Origin of the sequence: Mesorhizobium sp. M7A.F.Ca.US.005.03.2.1, assembly GCF_003997795.1 — a bacterium.
GTDB classification, from domain to species: domain Bacteria; phylum Pseudomonadota; class Alphaproteobacteria; order Rhizobiales; family Rhizobiaceae; genus Mesorhizobium; species Mesorhizobium ciceri.
The window spans coordinates 1-2,955 of the sequence record NZ_RZRP01000787.1; the positions used below are offsets into that span (position 1 = coordinate 1).

Consider the following 2,955-nt stretch of genomic DNA (forward strand, 5'->3'; position numbering starts at 1 on the left):
CCCCCAATAGTTGGTCTCGGCCGTCCACGCGTTGCTGAGCCCGATGCGGTCGAACACCTCCTGAAACAGGCTCTTTGCGCCGTAGACGCGCACATTGCGGGGGTCCAGGAAGCTGACGACATAGATCGGCCGTGCCGAAAGCGGCGCCAGTTGCTGGCGAACCTCCAAAAGATACGCGTCTGTCGCCGCGATCAGCGCCTCGCCTTCGCTTTCCTTGCCGACAAGCCCGGCGAGCTGGCGCGTCGCCTCGAGCGCGCGCCGATAGGGTTGCCCGGCCTCGGTATAGAGCCCGATCGTCGTCACTGGAGCCACGCGTTCGAGCAGCGGCTTGATGCCCTCGAGATACGGCATGGACAGGATGATGTCGGGCCTGAGCTGCTGCAGGAATTCGAGATTGGGCTCGAGCAGCGTGCCGAGATCGGCGACGTCGGGCGGCAGCCGCGGCTCGACCACCCATTTCTCCCAGACCTCCCGATCGGCAATGGCGACCGGGCTGACACCGAGCATGAGCAAGGTCTCGGTCAACCCGTCATCCAGGCAGACGATGCGCAACGGACGGGCTTCAGCCGTGGAGGACCTCATGCCGGCGAACGGCAGCGAAAAAAGCCCGAGCGCCTGGCGCCGGGTCATTCGGCTGCGCAAATGATCGGGCGCGGCTCTCGACTGGGGCTCTTGGTCTCTCTGCAATGCGGCCGGCCCTGCTTTTCGGGGGTTGGTCTCCAGCGACCACTGCCCGGTGACTATGAAACATGAGTTTACTAGTCAACATTTAAGATGCCTGCCCAGTCAACTTTCACGCAACCGCATGCCAAGCGCAGACGCCCACTGGCCGCAAGGCGATTCGCCCGTACAACAACCCTGTGCGACGTCACCGTCCGAATCACGGTTTGCGAAGCCCAATCCGCGCCCCGCATCATTTTTCCTCCACGAATGCATTCCATGATAGAGGGAGCTACGGTCGCCTTTGGGCAGCCGTTTCCCGGATTGCCTGAGAGACCAAAGACGGCCAAGAACCAAAAGCCGGCAGCAAGCCGCCACCTGAAGACGTCAAGGACCGGTCGAACGCATCAAGGCAGCGTGATCGGGTTGCACTCGGCAAGGCTTGATGATTTGTTGCCGCTATACGGAGAACGAATGATGCGAGAGCCTGCCGGTCAAGACGAATACGGGTCGACGAACCCTTTCGATCCGGACGACCTGCCAACCTTGAACGCAATCGGCCCGAGCATGGGAAGCGGCAACGATTTCGAGAGATATGCCGTTGCCGTGATCATCGTGTTCGGTGCGCTGATCATCGGCGGGCTGATGGCCGCATCGATGGTCTTCGGGCACCGCAACGGCTTCCTCTTCGCGCTTGGCGGCGCCACATCCGCCTGGATCTCCGGAAATGCGCTGCTGCTCGACCGGCCGCGCATCTATGCGCTGTTCGTCGGCATTGCCGCCTTGATGCTGGTTGCGTCCACCCTCACGCTGGTCTTGTGACGGTCAAGTCGGTGTGAGCCGATCCACTTGAGCAGCGGGCGATCAACCCGAATCGCCACGCTGCTCCAAGCTTTTCCTCCGAGCTGTCAGTATCCGAGCGCCTCGCCAGAGGCCGCGCGGCTGTCGATGGCGCCGTTGTAGCGCGCGCCGCCGCCTTTCTCGATTTCCGCCAGGCTCTTGCCGCCGACCAGGATGCCGGCGGCCTGACCCCAGGTCTGGTCGGCGAGATCGAGGTGATATCCCATGCCGGCCAGCAGCTTTTCTGTGTCCGGCGACAGGCCGAACGGCTCGACATACACCTTGTCGGGCAGCCATTGATGGTGGATGCGCGGCGCGTCGATCGCCTCCTGGATGTTCATGCCGTGGTCGATGACATTGACGATCGCTTCCAGCGTGATGGTGATGATGCGGGAGCCGCCGGGGCTGCCGATGACCATGAACGGCTTGCCGTCCTTGGCGACCACGGTCGGGCTCATCGACGACAGCGGCGTCTTCTTCGGCTGGATGGCGTTGGCCTCCCCCTGGACCAGGCCATAGAGGTTGGGCACGCCGGGTTTCTGGGTGAAATCGTCCATTTCGTTGTTGAGCAGGATGCCGGTGCCGTCGGCGACGACGCCGGCTCCAAAGGAACCGTTCAACGTGTAGGTGACCGCTACCGCATTGCCTGCATCGTCGATGATCGAATAATGCGTCGTCTCCTTGCTCTCGCCAAAGCCCTTCGGCATCAAATCCTGCGACACGCCCGCCCGGAACGGGTCGATCTTGTCGCGGATATCCTTGGCATAGGCCTTATCAAGCAGTTTCGAGACCGGGTTGTCGACGAAATCAGGATCGCCAAGCGCTGAATTGCGGTCGACATAGGCGTAGCGCATCGCCTCGACCATGACGTGGACCGTCTCGGCGGAACCTGCGCCGAGATAGGACAGCGGATAGCCCTCCAGGACGTTGAGGATTTCGCAGATGATGATGCCGCCGGAGCTGGGCGGCGGCGAGGAGGTGATCTCGTAGCCGCGATAGGTACAGGTCACGGGCTTGAGCTCACGCACCGCATACTGCTCGAAATCCGGCTTGGCGAGAATGCCGCCCTTGGCGCCGCTCGCCTTGATGATGGCGTCAGCGATGGCGCCTTTATAGAAGGCATCCGTACCCTTTTCGGAAATGGCGGCGAGCGAGGCGGCGAGGTCGGGCTGAACCAGCCGCTCGCCGATGCCATAGGGCTTGCCGTCGGGTTTCAGGAATATGGCGGCGGCCGCGGGGTCCTTCGCCAGCCTGTCGGCACTGCCGGCAAACGAGGCAGCGTCGCCCTGATTGAGGATGAACCCGTCCTTGGCGTAGCCGATTGCCGGCGCCATCAGATCCTGGCGGGACAATTTGCCGTATTTTTCACGGGCCATCTCGAAGCCAGCCACAGAGCCCGGTACGCCGACGGCGAGATAGCCGTCGAGGCTGGCGCCCTTCGCCGGGTTGCCGTCC

The 2,955-nt window shown here is 62.8% G+C and carries 3 protein-coding genes; 1 reads left to right on the forward strand and 2 read right to left on the reverse strand.

The features are described from left to right. Positions 1–630, reverse strand: a 630-nt coding sequence (locus EN991_RS30295) for an ABC transporter substrate-binding protein (protein WP_127370120.1), incomplete at its 3' end; no start/stop codon positions are given. Between the two features lie 504 nt (positions 631–1,134). Between EN991_RS30295 and EN991_RS30300 the strand changes: the two genes are divergently transcribed. Then, positions 1,135–1,482, forward strand: a complete 348-nt coding sequence (locus EN991_RS30300; RefSeq protein ID WP_032808338.1) for a hypothetical protein — start codon at positions 1,135–1,137, stop codon at positions 1,480–1,482. A gap of 86 nt (positions 1,483–1,568) precedes the next feature. Here EN991_RS30300 and ggt read toward each other — a convergent pair. Then, positions 1,569–2,955: gamma-glutamyltransferase (gene ggt, locus EN991_RS30305; protein ID WP_127370121.1), on the reverse strand; the 1,387-nt coding region annotated here is incomplete at its 5' end.

Coding starts and splice junctions, on each gene's coding strand:
- EN991_RS30300 (WP_032808338.1), top strand. CDS start 1,135: ATGATGCGAGAGCCTGCCGGTCAAGACGAATACGGGTCGACGAACCCT.